The following is a 15,937-nucleotide window of genomic DNA, read 5'->3' on the forward strand; positions in this document are numbered from 1 at the left end:
TTCACATCACAAAAAAAGGTTTACATATGCAGTCCATATATGAAATTTGGAATCTATGGGTTTCCCAACATCCACTCATCCAAACCCTCGCATCAGCCGGTTTAGTTTTATTTTTTTCCTATGTAGCCAACTTTATTGTTAAGAAAATTATTCTGCGTGCTTTTTACCGCATTCTTAAGCAGGTTTCCCACGAGCACGCTGAAGACTTTGGTGTTGCTAAACGGCTAGCCAACATTGTGCCCGCCATCATCATTGCCCACGGCATTCAATTCGTGCCAAACCTACCAAACGCCTTAGTTTCAGTAGTCAAAAACGTCGCCAGTGGCTTTATTGTTTTAACTATTGCACTAGCCGTTGGCGCGACCCTTAACTTTGCCAATATGCTCTACAACAAACGCAAAGATGCGCACCTAAAGCCAATCAAAGGCTATATACAGCTGGTTAAAATTGCTGTGTATGCCATTGCCACCATCCTAATTATCGCCACCCTTATTGACCGCTCCCCGCTCATTCTGCTCTCCGGTTTGGGAGCTATGGCAGCGGTATTGATGTTGATTTTCCAAGACACTTTGTTATCACTGGTCGCCAGCGTGCAAATATCCTCTGGCGATATGATTCGTGTGGGCGACTGGATTGAAATGCCGCAGCAAAATGCTGACGGTGATGTGATTGATATCGCTCTGCATACGATAAAAATTCAGAACTGGGACAAAACCATCAGCAGTGTGCCCATTAAAAGTTTTATTAACAGCTCATTTAAAAACTGGCGCGGCATGCAAGAAAGTGGCGGCCGCCGTATCAAGAGAAGCGTGTTAATCGACCAGCAAAGTATCCACTTCCTCACCGCCGACGAAATTGAACACCTGAAAAAGTTCAAGCTCATGTATGGTTATTTTGACAGTAAAATCGACGAACTTAACGTATGGAACGAGCGCTATCTGAGCGCTAAAGCAGGTGAAACAGTGGATTCGCGGCGCATGACCAACATAGGCACCTTCCGTGCCTATGTAGAGCGCTACCTGCGCAACCATCCGGGTGTGCATCAAAATATGACGCTGATTGTGCGTCAGCTAAGCCCTACGCCAGAGGGTTTACCCTTAGAGATTTACTGTTTTACTAATACCACCGCGTGGGTGGCTTATGAAGGAATACAGTCCGATATTTTTGACCATCTGCTAGCGATTGCGCCTGAATTTGGTCTACGCGTTTATCAAACCCCCAGTGGCGGCGACTTTGCTGCGTTGGTTCAAGCTACTAGTCATACCAAGGCTAACTAATAACAGCTTTTTGTTGGAGCACGGACCGGTAGGAACGTAATTCTTGCGTGACTAGTGTTTTAGTGGGCACAAGCGCCCACGGTACGATGCTAATAAAAAAGCGCCAAGTCGAGCCCCAAACTCAGCGCGGCTGTCCGGCATCCCTTGCCCCGCCTGAGTTGGAATCGATTAGCGCTTTCTCTGTGTCCGTTACTGACAGTGCTAGCATGCCCGCATTGCTCTGTCAGTACACAGACTTAGCCGTTAAAAGCTCACATCCACACGCGTCCACCAGGTACGACCGGTTTCATACACGCGGGTATTGGCTGGCAAGTCAAAAGCACCGTTGCCAGCAAGGTTAAGATGTTCGCTGTATTTCTTGTTGAATAGGTTGTCGATACCGGCGCTGACTTTCCAACTCGAATCAATGCGGTAAGCGCTGTTAAGCGAGAACACGCCAAAGCCTGAGCTTTCTCCAAAGTCTTTACCCGTCACGTTACCGCGATTTTCGTCCACGCGACTTTGCTTGGCAACTACTCTCCACAATGCAGCGCTACTCCAATCACCTTGTTCATAGCCCAAAGAGAAACGCCCTTCAAGTGGTGGCATTTGTGGTAACGCGCGACCATCAGTGGTGTTCTTACCGTAGGCATACGCAAGGCTAGCATCCGCTTTCCAGCCCGGCGCAAAACGATGTGCACCACCTACTTCTGCCCCCATAATGCGCGCGTTAACGTTACGCACTTTTGATAAGGCCATATTGGCTGGCGCAGGTCCTGTCCAGTATTCAAACAGCATGTAATCGCTAATTCGTCCAACATATCCAGACGCCCACAGCTCTATCGGACCCTGAGCATACTGAATGCCAAAATCAAGCTGGGTGGTTTTTTCGGGATCAGTGGCAGCAAATGCGCTCGGCGTACCACTTGGCATACCGTTTGCGCCACCCGCAGAGAACAGCTCCCAATAATCCGGCATACGCTGAGCATGGCCTAAGCCAATATAGGTCGTTGCTGGAATGGACTGCAAGTCACTCTCATAACGAACAAAACCGCTGGGCAGCGTTTCAGTTCTAGTTTTGTTGGCAGTAGGATTAACAATACAACCTGGAGCCTTACAAGTTGCAACAGTCAGGGTTGGAATTCTGCGTCGCATGGCAAGATAGTCACGATGGTCCTCAACCTTATGACGATCTACACGCAAACCGCTAATCAGACGATCTGTTTGGGTCAGCGCCCAACTCAGCTCACCAAAAACACCCCACTGCTTAAATTCAGCATCCTTAACCATATTTGAGTGTGTTTTACCCATCATCATTGAATCACCAACACGAGCGCGTAATCTATGCTCACTGGTTAATCCATCAGCACCGGTAACCAACTCAAAATTATCCCACTGCCAAGTTCCTTTAATCCGACCACCTGTAGTACGGGTGTCAAGCTGGGTAGCCATCGGCATTGCCGTTGCCGGTGTTGTACGCAACTTATAGTTATCCATAATATGGTCAGCGTAGTTGTAGTACAGCTGCGCTTCCAGTGCTTGCCAAGTATCGGTGATATTTTCCTGCTTAAAGCGCAGCGCTACACTTTCGCGCTCAAACTGGGTGCCATCCATACCGCGACCGGCATAGCGTGATTCGCCATCACCACCACCCACGGTTAACTCCAGCAAGGTATCTTCGGTAGGCGTCCAACCTAGCGCCACATCGGAATTCCATTTATTCCAGCGCGAAGGTACACGGTCACCGTCGCCATCATTATAGTCATGCGCTTTGGACGCGTTCGCCATCAAACGTACATAGCCCAGACTATTGCCGATTGCCGCATCAAGGTTACGGTCAAAACGGCGGTGTGAACCCACCAACACACTGCCATCTACACGCATGCCCGGCTCTGAAAACTGCTCTGGCGAGCGTTCAAACAAGATGGTCGCCGCTGAGTTACCCGGTCCCCACTGCACGGTTTGCGGCCCTTTGATCACGGTTAATTTATCGTAGGTTTCTGGACTGATATAGGAGCTGGGTGAGTCCATACGGCTTGGACAGGCACCGAGCATCTCCCCGCCATTGGTTAGCAGTTTTAAACGTGAACCAAACATGCCGCGGAACACAGGGTCGCTGTTGACACCGCCACTACGGATAGCAGAGAAACCCGGAATAGTTTTTAAATAGTCCGCACCATCACTGGCCGGAACAGGCTGACGTGGCTGCTTGGTATCAGTCACCACCACACCGGGGGACTGCTGAGCAACACCAGTCACCACCGCAGTAGGTAGCTTAAGTTGTTGAGCATCTTCAGCCTGCGCTAGCGAAGAAATGGAAATACCGGCCACCGCCATAGCTACAGCCCACGCAAGCGGCTGCTTAGTTATAGAAATATTTTGCATAAATTCACCTAAAAGCTTTTTAAACAACCAGCTGCTGCACGCTAGGTATCAGCGTGCAGCAATTAGCTAATTCACTTTTTCAAATAATTTAGGCGAAAATAGGGGGAGCGCGCGGTGCAGCATGCGCCTGTAAGCAAGACTGGTAAACATCCAGTGAAACCAGCTCTATGACAGCAGGTTGCGCGGCCCTAGGGGGTAGCGCAAAAACAAGCTGCAAAACCAAACCTGGACTGAAGGTCAGTAAATCACAATAGCCGCACATCATCAGGTCGTTAACCCACTGCGGCAAAGAGGGATTGTTCATATGACCCATCAGCGCATGATGGTCCATATCATGTTCAGTATCAGCATGCTGTTCGTGGTGCGTCATCGACTGGTGCGACGGGGCGACCAACTGAAGCTCGTGAGCGTTTTCTTGCGACAAAAGACTCTGCGCCCCTGAAATCAAGGGGCCTAAGTGCATCATCAGCACAGCAAAACAGCTGAGCCAAAACGCTAATCTAGGTCGCGCAGAAGTAAGCAAAGTATTTCCCTTAAAATTTGCTGCCTTTTAATGGTACATAAATTAGCGCAGATGCACTTGCGTCACAATGCCGCCAGAAATTTAATTTCGAAATAAGTTAACTTTGCGCAAGAAAGAAAGAAAACACCCGCCACAAAAGTTATTTCTGCCAATTATTATAATTTTGTTGCAATCAAACAAAACTATATTTAAATTCTAAGCAACCAAGGCTTTACCAAAGCCAATTTTATTGCAATTCAATCAAGGCACAACCTATGAGCATGCTAGACAGTCCAGCCAGCAAATACCGCGCTTATCCAGTGTTAAACTTACCTGACCGCACTTGGCCCAACAAAACGCTTACTCAAGCGCCCATTTGGTGTAGTTCGGATTTGCGCGATGGCAATCAATCGCTCATCGAACCAATGAGCCCTGAGAAAAAATTTAAATTCTTTAAAACGCTGGTCGCTATAGGCATTAAAGAAATTGAAGTCGCGTTCCCTTCTGCCTCGCAAACTGACTTTGATTTTGTACGCATGCTAATCGAAGGCAATCACATTCCTGAAGACACCACTATTCAGGTGTTAACCCAAGCACGGGAAGACTTGATTGCACGCACGTTTGAATCCTTGCAGGGCGCTAAAAAAGCCATTGTGCATGTGTACAACGCCACCTCGCCAGCCTTTAGAAAAATCGTTTTTAAACAGGACAAAGAAGGTGCCAAAGCCTTGGCTGTCCATGCAGCGCAGTTGTTAAAAAAATACGCTGCGCAGTACCCAGAGACAGACTGGCGTTTTGAGTATTCACCGGAAACCTTTAGTGCGACTGAACCCGATTTTGCAGTGGGCGTCTGCAATGCGGTGCTGGAGATTTTAGAGCCCACGCCCTCGCACAAAGTCATTCTTAATCTGCCTGCAACCGTTGAGGTGAGCACACCTAACGTGTACGCCGATCAGATCGAGTACTTTGGCCGCCATATCAATCACCGTGACAACGTTATTATCAGCCTGCACACCCACAACGACCGCGGCACCGGTATCGCTGCCAGTGAACTGGGCTTGTTAGCCGGAGCGGATCGCGTGGAAGGCTGTTTGTTTGGCAATGGTGAGCGCACCGGCAACGTGGACTTGGTCACCATGGCGTTAAATCTCTACACCCACGGCATTAACCCGCAGCTCGACTTTTCAGATATCGACAGCATTCGTAAAGTCGTCGAAGAGTGCAACCAGCTGCCGGTACACCCGCGCCATCCTTATGTAGGTGATTTGGTGCACACAGCGTTTTCCGGTTCGCATCAAGACGCCATTCGCAAAGGCTTCGCCCAGCAGCAAGCCGACGCGCCTTGGGAAGTGCCCTATTTACCCATCGACCCAGCTGATATTGGTCGTAGTTATGAAGCGGTTATTCGCGTTAATAGCCAGTCAGGAAAAGGTGGCGTGACTTATTTGCTAGAGCAAGAATACGGCATAAACATGCCAAGACGCATGCAGATTGAGTTCAGCCAGGTCATTAAGGCAGAAACCGATCGTACTGGACTTGAGGTTCCTGCTACAAAAATCTATCAAATTTTGCAGCAGGAATACCTAACGGCTAATAGCCCCTATCATTACCAAGGCCACCGTTTACAAGAAAGCGATGGACTAACCGATGTTGTTATAGACGTACTGTTCGATAACAACCTGCACACTCTGAATGGTCAAGGGAAAGGGCCTTTAGAGGCTGTGGTTAGTAGCTTAGCTCTTGATGTGGACATCATGGACTACTACGAGCACGCCATCGGCAATGGCAGCCAAGCTCAAGCTGCTGCCTACGTTCAATTGCGCCAAGGCGGTAATAAAGCGGTCTATGGTGTGGGCATCGACGGCAATATCACCACAGCGAGTATCAAAGCGCTGTTTAGCGCGCTTAACCGCTCGCTAACTGCGTAGCAACGCTTAAACAGAGTATCTACAAACGTAACGAGCTTTGTTGGAGCGCAACTTTTGCGCGAACCGGACTGACCGGCTGGTAGCGCGGGCATTGATGCCCGCGTTTGTGTCTTGTAGAACCTGCTGTCAGACTGCTAGTCTAACTTAGCAACTTCATTTCAACTGATAGGTACTGACATGCCTTGGTATATCTGGTCACTCATCACAGCTGTTTTTGCTACGGTTATTAGCAGTTTATTACTGTTACGAGATACCGCAGACAAAATGCCCATCGATCCTGAAAAGTTAGAACGCATGCAACAACGTAACGCTGAGCTAGCCGCCAAAGAACGCGCCGGAAATTCAGACCTATAGGAGCCGCATCATGTCCACACGCACTGAAACCGACAGCATGGGTGCTATAGAAGTACCAAGCAAAGCATATTGGGGCGCACAAACCCAGCGCTCAAAAGAAAACTTCGCCATTGGCCACCAACCCATGCCACTGGCCGTGGTGCACGCACTTGCACACATCAAAAAAGCAGCCGCGCGCGTCAATGCAAATCTGGGCGAGCTGCCGACCGACATTGCTCAACTGATTGAACAAGCCGCCGATGAGGTGATTGCTGGCGAATTGGATCAGCATTTTCCGCTCACCGTCTGGCAAACCGGTAGCGGCACGCAAACCAACATGAACGTCAACGAGGTGATTGCTGGGCGCGCCAATGAAATTTCAGGGCAAACACGCGGGGGTAAATCACCGGTACACCCTAACGATCACGTCAACCGTGCACAAAGTTCCAATGACTGCTTTCCCACGGCCATGCATATTGCCGTACTGCAAGCTGTTACCCTGCACCTAACACCCGCCATTAAAACCCTACGTGACGGTATCGACCAACAAGCAAAGCGTTATGAAAAACTGGTGAAAACGGGTCGCACACACATGATGGATGCTACGCCAGTCACCTTTGGGCAGGAACTTTCTGCGTTTGTTGCCCAGCTGGATTATGCACAGACGGCCATCGACAACAGCCTACCTGCTGTTTGCGAACTGGCACAAGGCGGCACAGCGGTAGGCACAGGCTTAAACTCTAGCCCAGGTTTTGCCGAGGCCATTGCAAAAGAATTAGCACAATTGACAGAGTTGCCTTTACGTAGCGCGCCGAATAAATTTGCCGCACTGGCCGGACATGAACCGCTAGTAACCTTATCAGGTGCTATAAAAACCCTAGCAGTCACCCTGATGAAGCTGGCCAATGACTTACGCTTGCTGGGCTCTGGCCCACGCGCCGGCTTGGCTGAGGTGCACTTACCCGCGAACGAGCCGGGCAGCTCGATTATGCCGGGAAAAGTAAACCCAACCCAATGCGAAGCCTTATCAATGCTGGCCTGTCAGGTAATAGGCAACGACACCACCATTAGCATTGCGGCTAGCCAAGGTCATTTACAGCTCAACGTATTTAAGCCCGTTATTGTGCATAATCTACTGGAGTCCATCGAACTACTGGCCGACGGTTGCGTCAACTTCCAAAAACAGTGCATTGCAGGTATGACTGCCAACGAGCAACAAATGGCCGCTCACTTAGAAAACGGCCTAATGCTAGTTACCGCACTTAATCGGCATATCGGCTACGATAATGCGGCTAAAATCGCTAAAAAAGCCTACGAAGACAATCAAACCCTACGCCAAGCGGCGCTGGACTTAGGTCTGGTCACCGACGAGCAATTCAGCCAATGGGTGCGCCCAGAGGATATGTTGCAACCTGAATAACTTCTGAGCGTATAAAAAAAGCCGCAACCTAAGTGTGCGGCTTTTTTTATTACAACAAGCGGACATAATCAAAAATAGCAACTAACGCATTACTTTTTCTTTTCTTCAGCCCATTCCTTAACGTCTTCAGCAGCTTCTTTGGTGGCGTCCTTGACATCATCCCATTTTTCGCTCACTGCTTCTTTAGCGGCTTTTGTTTTCTCTACAGTTGCATCCTTCAACTCTGCAGATTTTTCTACCACTGTATCTTTAGCTTCGCCCAATTTTTCCGCAGTAGCATCCACTACTTCGCCAATTTTTTTATCAGTCGCTTTAACGGCATCTTTGGTCGCTTCAGCGGCGCTATGTGTTGACTCCTTCACTTTTTCAACCACGCTGGATTCCTGTTTTTTAGGCTGCGCCGTCTTGCTGGGTTCTTGATCACCACAGCCTGCCAGTAAGGATGCAGAAACAATTAGGGAAGCTAGTAATGTTTTTTTCATGGTATCTCCAGACAATAATTCATGCGGGTTATACGCAGTAAGATTTGGTAAAAAAAATCAAATCTCATTGCGAATATGACTGCAAAACGTTCCAATTGTTCAACTTAATCAACAGGCTTAGCATCTCTATTTTTACAGCTTCCCAACGTTGCATGCCACAGAGTCTAACCACACTTACTATCACCACAAGCCAAGCAAGTTAAACAACCATCCATTTGCACAGCCGCTTGTGTATGACATTTACTGCATAGCTGCGCACCAGCTGGGTATTTCTCTGTACTGTCATCACAATTAGCCGCTGCTTGCTTTGCTGCAGCCAGTTGCTCAAATTCAGCTTTTTTCTGCGCAATAAACCGCTGCTGATGCTCATCCAAACCACTGTCCATTAAGCCGATAAATTTAAGGTGGCGCTCAAGCACATCGCCTATCTCAGCCACCAAAGAAGGCATCCACTGCCCTCCCTGTTTAAAGTATCCGCCTTTGGGATCAAATACACTTTTCAGCTCTTCTACCAAAAACGTACAATCGCCGCCCTTGCGAAACACCGCTGAAATAATCAGAGTTAATGCGGCAATCCATTGATAATGCTCCATGTTTTTTGAGTTAATAAAAATCTCGAACGGACGGCGCTGCTCATGCTCACTGCCCTGATTCAAAATAATATCGTTAATCGTGATATAGAACGCATGCTCAGAATTGGGCGTTTTGATTTTATAGGTCGACCCTACCAGCAGCTCAGGGCGCTTAACTTTCTCGTGCATTTCAACAAACTTTGGTTCAGGTGCGGCAGCAGGCTGTACTTTTTCATTAGCTTTAACCACTTCATAGCCAACTATTTTCTCATCAATTTTAATCGTCATTATTGTTTCCTCTGCTTAAAATTTGCCGTAATAACCTTCTTTCAAAGCCTCGTAAAGGTTGGCGGCGCTATGCATTTCACCGTCATACTCAATCTGCTCATCACCTTTAACTTCAACATTAGAACCATCTGCCAGTTTGAACCTATAGATGCTACTTGCTAAATCCTCCTCTTTTACCAAAACGCCCTGAAATGCTGCTGGGTTAAAACGGAACGTGGTGCAACCCTTTAAGCCCTGCTGATAGGCATACAGATAAATATCCTTGAAGTCCTGATATGGATAATCCGTGGGCACGTTGGCCGTTTTCGAAATTGAGGAGTCAATCCACTTCTGTGCTGCGGCTTGCACGTCCACATGCTGAATCGGACTGACTTCATCGGCGCTAATAAAATAGTCAGGCAGATTATTCGTCTGCGCCTGCGGGTCAATGAGTGTGCGGTACGCTAGCAACTCGTAGCTGAACACATCTACTTTCTCTTTGGACTTCTTGCCTTCACGAATAATATTGCGAAAATAGTGATGGGCAAAACTCGGTTCAATGCCATTGGAGGCATTATTAGCCAGCGACAAAGAAATCGTGCCAGTGGGGGCAATCGAGCTGTGATGGGTAAAACGCCCACCCTGCTCAGCCAGCGCCTCGACCAACTCAGGCTCTTCAGCTGCGACCTGTTGCATATAACGACTGTATTTGGCCCACAGTACTTTGCCGGTAACTTGCTCGCCTATTTTATATCCATCCTTCTTCATTTCTGGTCGCTTGGCTAGCATTGCACCAGTCACAGTAAACACCTCGTCCATGAGCGGTGCAACACCTTTTTCCTGCCCCAGCTGCAATCCCGCTCGCCAGCCTTCCAGCGCCATTTCTTTGGCCACTCGCTCAGTAAACAGCAGTGACTGCGGATCGCCATATTTCATACGCAACATACAGATGGTTGAACCCAAGCCAAGAAAACCCATGCCATGGCGGCGTTTACGCATAATTTCTGCACGCTGTTCAGGCAACGGCAAGCCATTAATCTCCACCACATTATCGAGCATGCGGGTAAAGATATTCACCACCTTACGGTATTCATCCCAGTCAAAACTGGCTTGCTCGGTAAAAGGCTGACGCACAAAACGGGTCAGATTAATCGAACCCAGCAAGCAAGCACCGTAAGGAGGCAAGGGTTGTTCGCCGCAAGGATTTGTGGCGCGAATTTCTTCACAGAACCAGTTGTTATTAAACTCATTCACCCGGTCAATAAGAATAAAACCGGGCTCGGCAAAATCATAAGTGGACGCCATAATGGAGTCCCAAATCCGCCGTGCTTTCAGGGTGCGATACACACGACACGCCACCATGCCATCTTCACGGGTAATGTATTTTTCAGTGGTGGGCCAATAGCGCCAAATCACTTGGCTGGTGTCATTTACATCCAGCTTATCGGTTTCTAATTCCGCTGGACTCAGTGGAAAGGCCAGCGCCCAATCACTATCCTCTTGTACGGCCTGCATAAACTCCCGAGTAATCAGTAGCGACAGGTTAAATTGGCGCAAACGACCATCTTCACGTTTGGCACGGATAAAGTCCAACACATCAGGGTGGCCGACATCAAAGGTCGCCATTTGCGCACCGCGGCGGCCACCTGCAGAGGAGACGGTAAAGCACATTTTGTCGTAGATATCCATAAACGACAGCGGCCCAGAAGTGTAAGCACCAGCGCCAGAAACATAAGCACCCTTGGGTCTGAGTGTAGAAAACTCATAGCCGATACCACAACCGGCTTTTAGCGTTAAGCCTGCTTCATGCAATTTGCTTAAAATATCGTTCATTGAGTCGCCAACCACTCCAGAAACCGTACAGTTAATGGTGGAAGTGGCTGGCTTGTAGGCTGTTGCTCCGGCATTGGAAATAATGCGTCCAGCTGGGATAGCACCACGATAAAGCGCCCATAAAAACTGCTCATACCAGTGCTCACGCTGCTCAGGCAATTCAATCTCTGCCAACGCCCGTGCCACCCTTTGGTAGGTTTCGTCAATATTGGCATCAATGCCGCAGCCATCCTTGGTTTTCAGGCGGTATTTCGCATCCCAAATATCTTGCGAAGCGGGCTGTAAATTAATATCCGTCTGAGATGAAGCGTGGGTAACTGCTGCACTTGCTTGAATCATGATGAACTCCTAAACAATCTGTTCTGCGGCAAAAAGCCCCTGAAAAGCACTTCCAGAGGCCTCATAAGCAAATCGCAAAACACAACCTATAGTATATTGATAGCGATGCTACACCATATATTGTGCTTATCAAGCTAGATACGAAAGGATTTCTTGATTCAAATTATGGTCGGCTTGTGAATGCCGGCAACACTAGGTGTTGCCGGGTATGCCGTTTATCGGAAAGGTAGGTTGGCTCTGACTTTCAACCCTGCGCTAGATTTAGCGACGCGATGCAGCAAGCATCAAAGCTTTCATCTCTGTAACCGCTTGGCCGATACCAACAAATAGCGCGTGCGCAACTATGGCGTGGCCGATATTCAATTCGTTGATACCGGGAATCGCAGCAATGGCTTCGACATTCTGGTAATTCAGTCCATGACCTGCGTTTACAGTTAATCCCTGTTTCAGAGCAAAGGATGTAGCTTTCTGTATTTTTTCTAGCTCCACTGCCAGTTGTTTAGCATCTTTAGCCTTTGCGTAATGCCCAGTATGCAACTCAATGGTGGTCGCTCCAACGCGTTTAGCCGCCTGAATTTGCGCATTATCTGCATCCAGAAAGATGGATACCTCGCAACCGTTTTTTTGCAAACGCTCCACGGCTTCGCTGATGCGCGCCTCTTGACCTAACACATCCAAACCGCCTTCAGTGGTTAACTCTTCGCGCGTTTCCGGCACAAGACAGACATGCTCTGGACGCACTTTCTCAACAATTTTCAGCATCTCTTCAGTGACACCCATCTCAAAATTCATTGGGGTGGTCATCACTTCACGCAGCATGTGGACATCTCGGTCTTGAATATGACGGCGATCTTCGCGTAAATGAATGGTAATGCCGTCTGCTCCAGCCTGCTCAACCAACAAAGCTGCTGTAATTGGGTCAGGAGCTTGGCCGCCGCGAGCTTGGCGCACCGTGGCGATATGGTCGATATTTACACCGAGCAAAATACGTTGTTTTAAATTCATGAAGAAAGCTCCTTTTGCGTAAGAAAAAGTTCGCGGCTCATTAACGGGCGTTGACCCAAATGCGGTGCCAGCGCTTGGCGCATCAACCGCTTTGCCGCTTGTAACACCTCTGGCTGCTGCCATTGTGTCGCCGCTAGATTATGTAAATCAGCACCAAAAAAAGCCCCGGGCAAAACGCGACTCAAACGCTCAAAGCCAGCATCGGGCTGTAAAGCGTACCAGTATCGCATATCAATAGGCATTTCTTGAATGTCGTGCGTTAAGGAAAACCCATAACCCAGCTGTTCCAGCAAACGCCATTCAAAGGTGCGCAGCAACGGCTCTAGCGCGTGCTCTTGAGCCAATGCCTGCAAGGTTATTTCATAATGTTGAAAAACAACGGGCTGCGCATCGGCCAAAGGCAACATGCGCATCAACAGTTCATTTAAATACAGCGCACAGAATAGACGCTCACCTTGCAATAAATGAAACTGCCCGCCGGATTCCAGCCGTGCCAGTGTTTTAAGTTCGGAGCGACCTTTAAGTTCTATATCCAATAAAATAAAGGGTCTGGCTAAGCTGCCTTTTTTGCTGCGCGCGCTTCTTAAAACCGCACGCATGCGTCCTTCTGGTGTAAACAGATCAACCAGTGCGCTGGATTCTTTATAAGGCCGAGTATGCAGAATATACGCAGGACTTTGCATAGCCTGAAGATGCCGATTAACTGTCTTGATAACCTAATGAACGCAATGCTCGCTCATCGTCAGACCAACCTTTCTTCACCTTAACCCAAAGGTTGAGCATTATTTTGGTGTCAAATAGCACTTCCATATCTTTGCGCGCTTCCTGTCCAATCAGTTTAATGCGCTCGCCTTTTTCACCAATAATAATTTTTTTCTGCCCATCACGTTCAACTAAAATCAGCGCGTGAATATGCAAAATGCGTCCCTGCTGCTTAAACTCTTCCACCTCAACCGTGATCTGGTAAGGGAGCTCAGCACCCAGCTGACGCATAATTTTTTCCCGCACCAATTCCGCCGCCAGAAAACGACTGGAACGGTCGGTTATTTGATCTTCAGGATAAAAATGCTCATTTTCTGGCAGCATCTGACCAATCACACGCTCAAGGGTGTCGATATTTTGTGTGTGCAATGCCGAAATAGGTACGATTTCTGCGTGCGGCATTTTATCGTTCAACCACTGTAGATGCGCCAACATCTGCTTTTTATCTTCTAAGCGATCGGTTTTATTAACCGCAATAATAAGAGGGCACGTAAGCGTTTTAATCCGCTCATACACCAATTCATCTTCTTCGGTCCAGCGCATCCGATCGACAACAAACACACAGACATCAATATCTCTTAATGCCTGCCCTGCAGTACGATTCATATAGCGGTTCAGCGCTGTTTCCGCGCCAAGATGCATACCTGGGGTATCAATATAGAGCGCTTGAACGGCGCCTTCTGTTTTGATGCCCAGCATATTGTGACGGGTGGTTTGCGGCTTACGTGAAGTAATAGCCAGCTTTTGTCCCAAGATATGGTTAATTAAGGTGGACTTACCCACGTTGGGTCGCCCAACAACGGCCACATAGCCGCAGCGGCTTGTTTGCTGTTCAGTTTCAGTCATGGCCATTTTCAATTCCTAAGGCTGCCAGCGCAGCGGCAGCGGCTACTTGTTCAGCAATGCGACGACTCGCACCGCTGCCTTTGGTTTTTTCGTCGAGTAGCTTAACTTCGCAATCAACGAAGAACACTCGACAGTGCGGCTCACCCTGAATATCTACTACTTCATAGTTCGGCAGGTCGCAGCCACGGGATTGTAAAAATTCTTGCAGTCGAGTTTTTGAATCTTTATTGGTATCTACTAGGGTTAACGTCGCAAACTCTTGCTCAAGCCAAGCCAAAACACGCTCACGCGCAGCTTCCAGTCCAGCATCAAGATAGATAGCACCAATAATGGCTTCTGTTGCGTCAGCAAGGATAGATTCACGGCGAAAACCACCGCTTTTCAGCTCACCTGAACCTAGACGTAGGTACTCACCCAAATCAAATCCGCGCGCCAAAACGGCCAAGGTCTCGCCCTTAACTAAACGTGCCCGCAAACGCGATAACTGCCCTTCCTTGGCCTGCGGGAAATGCTGAAACAGCGCCTCGCCAGCAATAAAATTAAGTACCGCATCACCTAAAAACTCAAGGCGCTCATTGTTGCGCCCCGAAAAACTGCGATGGGTTAACGCTAATGTGAGCAGGCCAGTGTCCTTGAAGCTATATCCCAGCCTAGCCTGCAAGCGTGTTATTGCATTACTCACCGGGCACGCACGCGATATTCTTTTTCAAATTTAACCACCAAATCGATATTTTTTATCACAGGCTCTCGCTTTTCATAGTTTACCTGCACTAAAAACTCATTATTTTCCAAGCTTATCTTCACTGCATCTTGCGGTCTGATGTCATTGATAGCATTGATTTGCATGCCTTTGCTGATATGTGCATAAAAATCAGCTGGACTATTCACTCTACTGGCTGTAGCTGCATCGGTTTCCACGGCGGTGATAATCTTAGTCAGTGCTTTATTATCAATATAATGCGGAATAATTTTAAACGCGATAGTGGCTATAAAGCCCACCAGAATAATAATTACCAACCCACTCAGAGGCGACATGCCTTGTTGCGAACGCGAAAATCTCATATTTATCTCCATATACAAAACTAGCAAAGTTGAATTCTAACGACAAGCATGTAAGTTGCCGGATATTCGGCCAGTGCTAGTTTACCCCTTACTTGATTAAACCAACACGCTCAAAATGCGGCAGCTTGCTCAATTTTGGTGATGGCCAGGTTACCCAAATTAGCGATGCCTTACCCACTACATACTCATCCGGAACCATACCCTGCAGCTCGGGTGCAATATGTGGCGCATCCCAATAACGACTGTCTCTGGAATTGTCTCGGTTATCACCCATGGTAAAGTAGTGTCCTTCCGGCACCACCCATTCGCGCGTTGGTTCTGTACGGGTACGGCGCATTTTACGAATTTGATATGCGTTATCACCCAGCTGCTCAGAAAAAATGTGTGCGCTACCCAAACTGCCAGGCTCTTCGCGCAATAGCTTTTGCGGTACGAGCTGTCCATTAACAAAAATCCTTTTGTCGCTGGTGTACCTAATCGTGTCGCCGGGTAAACCAATCACACGTTTAATATAATTAATTCGTGGATCTTCGGGGTACTTAAACACCATCACATCGCCGCGTTGCGGGGTGCCGACATCCATCACCTTGATATCCGCTGCTGGCAAGCGAATTCCATAGGCAAATTTATTCACTAAAATAAAGTCGCCCTCTACCAAGGTTGGAATCATAGAGCCTGAAGGAATCTGAAACGGCTCAAATAAAAATGAGCGCAACACCAACACAATAGCCAATACAGGAAACAAAGAACGGCCATATTCGGCAAGCAAGGGCGCTTTAGATAACTGCTCAACCACCTCTTGATTGGCGGTGGTGCCTACTTGCTGTTTATACGCTGTTACCGCCTGACGACGCTTAGGCGCCAGCCAAACAACATCAATCAGCGCCACCACCCCAGAAACGAACACAGCAATAACTAAAATAAGCGGGAAATTTAAGCTCATAT

At 48.2% G+C, this 15,937-nt stretch carries 15 protein-coding genes; 4 read left to right on the plus strand and 11 right to left on the minus strand.

Annotation, left to right across the window (positions count from 1 at the left end; translation table 11 throughout):
• Nucleotides 1–26 precede the first annotated feature (26 nt).
• Nucleotides 27–1,277 (plus strand): mechanosensitive ion channel family protein, encoded by a 1,251-nt coding sequence (locus tag QEZ41_RS02500; RefSeq protein ID WP_289409806.1) that lies wholly within the window; start codon nt 27–29, stop codon nt 1,275–1,277.
• Nucleotides 1,278–1,520: 243 nt separating this feature from the next.
• Here the strand turns inward: QEZ41_RS02500 and QEZ41_RS02505 are convergent, their stop codons facing one another.
• Both QEZ41_RS02505 and QEZ41_RS02510 read right to left on the minus strand, forming a co-directional pair.
• On the minus strand, nt 1,521–3,641 hold the full coding sequence (locus QEZ41_RS02505) for a TonB-dependent copper receptor (RefSeq protein WP_289409807.1): 2,121 nt from the start codon (nt 3,639–3,641) through the stop codon (nt 1,521–1,523).
• A gap of 88 nt (nt 3,642–3,729) precedes the next feature.
• Nucleotides 3,730–4,164, minus strand: coding sequence for a DUF2946 domain-containing protein (locus QEZ41_RS02510; protein ID WP_289409808.1), 435 nt, complete (start codon nt 4,162–4,164; stop codon nt 3,730–3,732).
• Between the two features lie 254 nt (nt 4,165–4,418).
• On the opposite strand from QEZ41_RS02510, the gene leuA reads away from it, so the two are divergent.
• The 3 genes from leuA (at nt 4,419) to QEZ41_RS02525 (ending at nt 7,824) form a co-directional block, all read left to right on the plus strand.
• Entirely contained in the window at nt 4,419–6,071 is a 1,653-nt protein-coding gene (gene leuA, locus QEZ41_RS02515) for a 2-isopropylmalate synthase (protein WP_289409809.1), read from the plus strand.
• 177 nt (nt 6,072–6,248) lie between these two features.
• On the plus strand, nt 6,249–6,425 hold the full coding sequence (locus QEZ41_RS02520; RefSeq protein WP_289409810.1) for a DUF2897 family protein: 177 nt from the start codon (nt 6,249–6,251) through the stop codon (nt 6,423–6,425).
• Nucleotides 6,426–6,435: 10 nt separating this feature from the next.
• Nucleotides 6,436–7,824: a class II fumarate hydratase gene (locus QEZ41_RS02525; RefSeq protein ID WP_289409811.1), complete on the plus strand. Its 1,389-nt coding sequence runs from the start codon at nt 6,436–6,438 to the stop codon at nt 7,822–7,824.
• Between the two features lie 89 nt (nt 7,825–7,913).
• Here the strand turns inward: QEZ41_RS02525 and QEZ41_RS02530 are convergent, their stop codons facing one another.
• The 9 genes from QEZ41_RS02530 to lepB all read right to left on the minus strand — a co-directional run bounded on the left by QEZ41_RS02530 (nt 7,914) and on the right by lepB (nt 15,935).
• Nucleotides 7,914–8,306, minus strand: coding sequence for a hypothetical protein (locus QEZ41_RS02530; RefSeq protein WP_289409812.1), 393 nt, complete (start codon nt 8,304–8,306; stop codon nt 7,914–7,916).
• 164 nt (nt 8,307–8,470) lie between these two features.
• Nucleotides 8,471–9,166: a TSCPD domain-containing protein gene (locus QEZ41_RS02535; RefSeq protein ID WP_289409813.1), complete on the minus strand. Its 696-nt coding sequence runs from the start codon at nt 9,164–9,166 to the stop codon at nt 8,471–8,473.
• 15 nt (nt 9,167–9,181) lie between these two features.
• On the minus strand, nt 9,182–11,317 hold the full coding sequence (locus QEZ41_RS02540; protein ID WP_289409814.1) for an adenosylcobalamin-dependent ribonucleoside-diphosphate reductase: 2,136 nt from the start codon (nt 11,315–11,317) through the stop codon (nt 9,182–9,184).
• A gap of 261 nt (nt 11,318–11,578) precedes the next feature.
• Nucleotides 11,579–12,322: a pyridoxine 5'-phosphate synthase gene (gene pdxJ / locus QEZ41_RS02545; RefSeq protein WP_289409815.1), complete on the minus strand. Its 744-nt coding sequence runs from the start codon at nt 12,320–12,322 to the stop codon at nt 11,579–11,581.
• Nucleotides 12,319–13,005, minus strand: coding sequence for a DNA repair protein RecO (recO, locus tag QEZ41_RS02550; protein ID WP_289409816.1), 687 nt, complete (start codon nt 13,003–13,005; stop codon nt 12,319–12,321). The genes pdxJ and recO overlap by 4 nt, the downstream gene beginning before the upstream one ends.
• 16 nt (nt 13,006–13,021) lie before the next feature.
• The gene (gene era / locus QEZ41_RS02555; protein ID WP_289409817.1) at nt 13,022–13,936 is read right to left on the minus strand and encodes a GTPase Era; all 915 of its coding nucleotides are present in this window, start codon (nt 13,934–13,936) and stop codon (nt 13,022–13,024) included.
• Nucleotides 13,923–14,612, minus strand: coding sequence for a ribonuclease III (gene rnc, locus QEZ41_RS02560; protein ID WP_289409818.1), 690 nt, complete (start codon nt 14,610–14,612; stop codon nt 13,923–13,925). Before rnc ends, era begins: the two co-directional genes overlap by 14 nt.
• The gene (locus tag QEZ41_RS02565) at nt 14,609–14,992 is read right to left on the minus strand and encodes a DUF4845 domain-containing protein (RefSeq protein ID WP_289409819.1); all 384 of its coding nucleotides are present in this window, start codon (nt 14,990–14,992) and stop codon (nt 14,609–14,611) included. The genes rnc and QEZ41_RS02565 overlap by 4 nt, the downstream gene beginning before the upstream one ends.
• Before the next feature lie 88 nt (nt 14,993–15,080).
• On the minus strand, nt 15,081–15,935 hold the full coding sequence (gene lepB / locus QEZ41_RS02570) for a signal peptidase I (RefSeq protein ID WP_289409820.1): 855 nt from the start codon (nt 15,933–15,935) through the stop codon (nt 15,081–15,083).
• Nucleotides 15,936–15,937 lie beyond the last annotated feature (2 nt).

The sequence above is a fragment of the Thiopseudomonas acetoxidans genome, from assembly GCF_030362935.1.
In the GTDB taxonomy this organism is placed as follows: domain Bacteria; phylum Pseudomonadota; class Gammaproteobacteria; order Pseudomonadales; family Pseudomonadaceae; genus Thiopseudomonas; species Thiopseudomonas acetoxidans.

What these genes read in the sequence shown, in the direction of transcription:
- QEZ41_RS02500 (WP_289409806.1), top strand. Translation starts at nt 27, where the DNA reads ATGCAGTCCATATATGAAATTTGGAATCTATGGGTTTCCCAACATCCA.
- QEZ41_RS02505 (WP_289409807.1), bottom strand. Translation starts at nt 3,641, where the DNA reads ATGCAAAATATTTCTATAACTAAGCAGCCGCTTGCGTGGGCTGTAGCT.
- leuA (WP_289409809.1), top strand. Translation starts at nt 4,419, where the DNA reads ATGAGCATGCTAGACAGTCCAGCCAGCAAATACCGCGCTTATCCAGTG.
- QEZ41_RS02520 (WP_289409810.1), top strand. Translation starts at nt 6,249, where the DNA reads ATGCCTTGGTATATCTGGTCACTCATCACAGCTGTTTTTGCTACGGTT.
- QEZ41_RS02525 (WP_289409811.1), top strand. Translation starts at nt 6,436, where the DNA reads ATGTCCACACGCACTGAAACCGACAGCATGGGTGCTATAGAAGTACCA.
- QEZ41_RS02530 (WP_289409812.1), bottom strand. Translation starts at nt 8,306, where the DNA reads ATGAAAAAAACATTACTAGCTTCCCTAATTGTTTCTGCATCCTTACTG.
- QEZ41_RS02535 (WP_289409813.1), bottom strand. Translation starts at nt 9,166, where the DNA reads ATGACGATTAAAATTGATGAGAAAATAGTTGGCTATGAAGTGGTTAAA.
- QEZ41_RS02540 (WP_289409814.1), bottom strand. Translation starts at nt 11,317, where the DNA reads ATGATTCAAGCAAGTGCAGCAGTTACCCACGCTTCATCTCAGACGGAT.
- pdxJ (WP_289409815.1), bottom strand. Translation starts at nt 12,322, where the DNA reads ATGAATTTAAAACAACGTATTTTGCTCGGTGTAAATATCGACCATATC.
- recO (WP_289409816.1), bottom strand. Translation starts at nt 13,005, where the DNA reads ATGCAAAGTCCTGCGTATATTCTGCATACTCGGCCTTATAAAGAATCC.
- era (WP_289409817.1), bottom strand. Translation starts at nt 13,936, where the DNA reads ATGGCCATGACTGAAACTGAACAGCAAACAAGCCGCTGCGGCTATGTG.
- QEZ41_RS02565 (WP_289409819.1), bottom strand. Translation starts at nt 14,992, where the DNA reads ATGAGATTTTCGCGTTCGCAACAAGGCATGTCGCCTCTGAGTGGGTTG.
- lepB (WP_289409820.1), bottom strand. Translation starts at nt 15,935, where the DNA reads ATGAGCTTAAATTTCCCGCTTATTTTAGTTATTGCTGTGTTCGTTTCT.